Annotated in this window: 5 protein-coding genes and 1 pseudogene; 3 read left to right on the top strand and 3 right to left on the bottom strand. The window is 70.4% G+C overall.

Annotation, left to right across the window (positions count from 1 at the left end):
- Positions 1-619, bottom strand: a 619-nt coding sequence (gene cei / locus QK444_RS33420; protein WP_282786025.1) for an envelope integrity protein Cei, incomplete at its 3' end; no start/stop codon positions are given.
- Between the two features lie 379 nt (positions 620-998).
- On the opposite strand from cei, the gene QK444_RS33415 reads away from it, so the two are divergent.
- On the top strand, positions 999-1,301 hold the full coding sequence (locus QK444_RS33415; RefSeq protein ID WP_029924101.1) for a DUF4193 domain-containing protein: 303 nt from the start codon (positions 999-1,001) through the stop codon (positions 1,299-1,301).
- A 224-nt stretch (positions 1,302-1,525) separates the two neighbouring features.
- On the opposite strand, the gene QK444_RS33410 is transcribed toward QK444_RS33415, so the two are convergent.
- Positions 1,526-1,996, bottom strand: a complete 471-nt coding sequence (locus tag QK444_RS33410) for a DUF3093 domain-containing protein (RefSeq protein ID WP_039815563.1) — start codon at positions 1,994-1,996, stop codon at positions 1,526-1,528.
- 82 nt (positions 1,997-2,078) lie between these two features.
- On the opposite strand from QK444_RS33410, the gene dut reads away from it, so the two are divergent.
- Both dut and QK444_RS33400 read left to right on the top strand, forming a co-directional pair.
- Positions 2,079-2,579: a dUTP diphosphatase gene (gene dut / locus QK444_RS33405; RefSeq protein WP_282786024.1), complete on the top strand. Its 501-nt coding sequence runs from the start codon at positions 2,079-2,081 to the stop codon at positions 2,577-2,579.
- A 5-nt stretch (positions 2,580-2,584) separates the two neighbouring features.
- Entirely contained in the window at positions 2,585-3,478 is an 894-nt protein-coding gene (locus QK444_RS33400; protein ID WP_282786026.1) for a DUF3710 domain-containing protein, read from the top strand.
- A gap of 483 nt (positions 3,479-3,961) precedes the next feature.
- Here QK444_RS33400 and QK444_RS33395 read toward each other — a convergent pair.
- Positions 3,962-4,242 (bottom strand): annotated as a pseudogene (locus QK444_RS33395) (alpha/beta hydrolase); the annotation flags it as partial.

Below are 4,242 nucleotides of genomic sequence, written 5' to 3'. Positions count from 1 at the left end.
TGCCCGGGGCGGGGTTCTTCAGCGACCGCAGCACCTCCTCGGCGTCGGTGCTGGGCCGCACGTCGCGGAACAGCGAGCCGAGCACCAGGTCCACGCTCTCGTCGGTGCGCTGGTCCTCGATGAGTTCGGCGCAGGGGGCCACCAACTGCACGGAGGCGGCGGCCGCGCGGCCGTTCACGCCGTAGCGGATCTGTCCGCTGCACTCCAGATCGCCGTTGACGTACACCGTATCGTTACCGAAAGCCTCTGTCGCGGGCGCGAATCCGAGATCGCTGAGCTGCGAGGCCACATGGGTGGCCTGGCCGCGCTGCCCGTTGGCGTTGAGTACGCGGACCTTGGTCTGGGCCAGCGCCGCCGGCTCCACATCCCGCAGCCGCGAGGGGGACACCCGCTGGCCCAGTTCGGTCGCCGCGGGGGCGTCGGTGCTCTGCGCGGGGCTGGGGGAGTTGCAGCTCATGGCGCCGGAGTCGCGCGCGTCCCGGGTGAGCGCGCCCCACCAGACGAGCAGGCAGATCACGGCGAGCGCACCCACCAGCGCCGCCCACGGTTCCCAGCGGCGTCGGATGAAGGGTCGGCCCTCGGAATCGGTCGCGGTGCCTCGAGTGATCAGTGAAACCACCCTCACACTCTACGAAAAGGTCTCGCTCACGGTGCGGAAGGTCTCGGCGAGTTTCAGCAACGGTGACGATTGCCCCTCAGTTTCGACTCGTGTGTGTTTTGATTGCGACTTTTGTCGTGGGGTCCGCTATTGTCTGGCGGCCAGATCGGATCATCCGAGGTGAATCGGGGGTGCGATTTCGGGAACAACAAGGGCATGTCCTGCGTTGACCGAGCGCGATCAGGGACGGATCCTCCGGGTCCGGACCGGTCAGTGACCGGTGTGCGTCGTGACGTACACCACGGGCGGGGCGGTGCACCCCGATCCGATTCCCCTCCAGGGGGTCGGTGAGATGTGCGTCGGTCCGGGATATACGGAGTAAGGACGAGGGGAAGACGACATGGCAACCGACTATGACGCACCGCGGCGCAGCGAGACCGACGAAGTGTCGGAGGACTCGCTGGAGGAGCTGAAGGCTCGCCGCAACGAGGCCGCGTCCGCTGTCGTGGATATCGACGAGTCCGACACCGCGGAGTCGTTCGAGCTTCCCGGCGCGGACCTGTCCGAGGAAGTGCTCTCGGTCCGGGTGATCCCGAAGCAGGCCGACGAGTTCACCTGCTCGAGCTGTTTCCTGGTGCACCACCGCAGCCGACTGGCCGAGGAGCACGGTGGCCAGCTGATCTGCATGGATTGCGCGGCCTGAGAGCCGGACACTGTTCGGCGAGGGGAATTTGGAGTCCGCGCTCGGACGGCCGAGCGCGGTCAGGACCGTGTCGAGTTCCGCAGCGCGGCTCGACCAGCCCAGGTCCACTGTGACCAGCGCTGCACGACCTCGTCGGGCCCACTCGGCGTGGCCCGACGCGGCAGGGGTTCGACCGAGCCCCGCACGACCTGCCGGGTCCACCAGCGCGGCCCGGCCGACGGGGGTCATCTACCGAGCGCTGCCAAGACCTTGTCGGGCCGACGCGTACTGACCAACCAGTACGGCGTCGGGTCGTCGGGGTCGTCCAGAACCAGCAGCACCATGGGGCCGATCCAGGCCCGATGCTGGACATAGGCGGCCGGGTCCAGCTGCCGGCCCAGTGCCGCGCTCTTCGCGCTGGCGGGCACCGCCGCCGCCCGCGCCACGAACGACGCGGGCAGATGCGCCCGGTCCGCACGTAGTTCCGGCACTCCGGCCGCGTCGCGCGTCACCTCCACGCGGTGTCGCGAAAACCACAGCAGCACCCACACCACTATCGGGAACAGCACCGCGTAGGGCAGCCATGCCCGCAATCCCGGTGCGCCCATGTGGATTTCGGCGGCCAGCAGCCCGGCCACGAGGAAGCCGGCCGGCCACCACCACAGCGGCACCCAGAGGCGCTCGCGGTAGAGGGTCGCGGTCTGCTGCTGTTCCATGGTCACCTGTGACGGGAGCTGGTCGGACACGACCCCAGACTAGGTCAAGGGGTGCGGCTCGGAACGCGTAGGCTCGGCATACGTGACCGGTATTCCACCTATTCCGTTGCTGCGGCTCGATCCCGGCATCCCCGTACCCACGCGCGCCCACGCCGGCGACGCGGGTGTGGACCTGTGCACCACAGAGGACGTCATCATCGAACCCGGGGAGCGGGTGCTCGTCGGCACCGGGATCGCCGTCGCTCTCCCGATGGGCACCGTGGGGCTCATCCATCCGCGGTCCGGATTGGCCGCCAAGCACGGTCTGTCCGTTGTCAACACCCCCGGCACGGTCGACGCCGGGTACCGCGGCGAGATCAAGGTGTGCCTCATCAATCATGATGTGCGTACCCACATCGAGCTCCGGCGCGGTGACCGCATCGCCCAGTTGCTGGTGCAGCGGGTGGAGCTGGTCGACTTCGTCGAGGTGGAGCAGCTCGACGACACCGCTCGGGGCGCGGGAGGATACGGATCGAGCGGAGGGCACGCGAGCCTGTCCGAGGGGTCCGGTGGGGCGGGCGTGGCGACCGGCAAGGAGGCATGACGATGGTGTTCGGACGGAAGAGAAAGCGCTCCGACAGAGAACCGGAGGAGCGGTTCGACGACGAGTACGTCGACTACGACGAGTCCGAGTATCGGGACACCGACTACCAGGACGCCGGCTATCGGGACGCCGACTACGACGACGAGTACGCGGACGAGGCCGACAGCGGCTACGACGATGCCGCGGCCCACTTCGCCGAGCGCACCGGGCCCTACGACTACGACGACGTGGCCGAGTTGCTGGCGAAGGTCGCCGATCAGCGCCTCGATCTCGGCTCGGTGATCGTGCCGGTGCCGCCGGGCGGCCAGCTCCAGGTGGAGATGACCCCCGAGGGCAGCCCGCAGGCGGTGCACCTGGCCACCCAGCACGGTCGTATCACCGTCGCCGCCTACGCGGCGCCCAAGTCGCCGGGGCAGTGGCGGTCGGTGGCGGCCGATCTGGCGGAGACCCTGCGCAAGGACGGCGCGCAGGTCTCCGTACAACAGGGCCCCTGGGGTCGCGAGCTGCACGCGGTGACTCAGGGCGCGGATCTGCGCTTCATCGGCGTGGACGGCCACCGCTGGATGGTTCGCCTGGTCGCGGCCGGTCCCTCCGGCGCGGCCGATGAGGGCCAGCCCCTGGTGGCGGCGGCGCGGGCGATTCTGGGCGAGACGATCGTCCGGCGCGGCGACGAGCCGCTGCCGGTGCGCGAACCGCTGCCGGTGGTGCTGCCGCAGGAGCTCGCGGATCAGCTCGCCGCCGCCCACCAGCAGCAGCTGGCGGCGCAGCAGCAGGCGGTGGCGGCGCAGATGGCGGCCATGAACACCGGGCAGCATCCGGTGATCGCGCCGACCGAGCCGGACCAGCCGCGCCGCGGTGCCGAGGGTTCGGCCATGCAGCAGCTGGGGTTGAACGGCTGAACGGCCCCGAACAGATAAGGGACACAGTGTGATACGGCCCGCTCACCGACGGTGAGCGGGCCGATTGCGATATCGGGCACAGTGGGCCGGTGAGCGGACCCGCTCCGCGGCGCTCGAGGACACCGTCGCCGCCAGCGGCAGGGGCAGGTGCCGGTCCAGATCGGCGGGTGCTGAGAGCCGGGGCGGACAGGACCACGCGGGTGGTGACGGTGCTGTTCGTGACCGGGGATGATCGGTCTCGCCTCCGGCGGGCGTCCACCGCGCACCCGCGCACCCGCGGGCGGCTTCGGCCACTCGCGTGCAGGGTCGGGGCGCAGCGGTCCGGAGTGCGCCGCACCCCGCTCCGGTGGCAGGTCGGTCATGTGGCCGCCGGAGTCCATCGTCCACGTGCGGTGCATTCGCAGGCGGGCGTGGGCGTGGTGGGCGTGTTGTCGCGTAGCGAGTGCGGTCACGCGTGGGCCTGCATCGTGACTGTGGGATGGGTTACGCCGATGCGGTGGGGCGCACCGTGGTTCGCAGCAGCGCCGGGACGCCGCGGCGGCCCAGCACGCTCGGATCCGCGCCCAACTCGTCCAGGGTGATGCGGTGCAGCTCGGCGTGGGGCAGCAGGGCGGTCCACTGTTGCGCCACCGCGATCGGATGCACCGGATCGTCGACCGCGCCGATCACCGCCACCGGCGCGGTCACGCGCGCCAGCAGGTCCGGTTCGGGCCAGCCGTAGGCGGCGGCCTCATCGAGGAAGTGCGGCAGCTCCGGCCACTGGG

The organism is Nocardia sp. CC201C (genome assembly GCF_030010695.1).
In the GTDB taxonomy this organism is placed as follows: Bacteria; Actinomycetota; Actinomycetes; order Mycobacteriales; family Mycobacteriaceae; genus Nocardia; species Nocardia otitidiscaviarum.
This window is presented reverse-complemented; position numbering and strand designations above follow the sequence as displayed.

Coding starts and splice junctions, on each gene's coding strand:
- QK444_RS33410 (WP_039815563.1), bottom strand. CDS start 1,996: ATGGAACAGCAGCAGACCGCGACCCTCTACCGCGAGCGCCTCTGGGTG.
- QK444_RS33415 (WP_029924101.1), top strand. CDS start 999: ATGGCAACCGACTATGACGCACCGCGGCGCAGCGAGACCGACGAAGTG.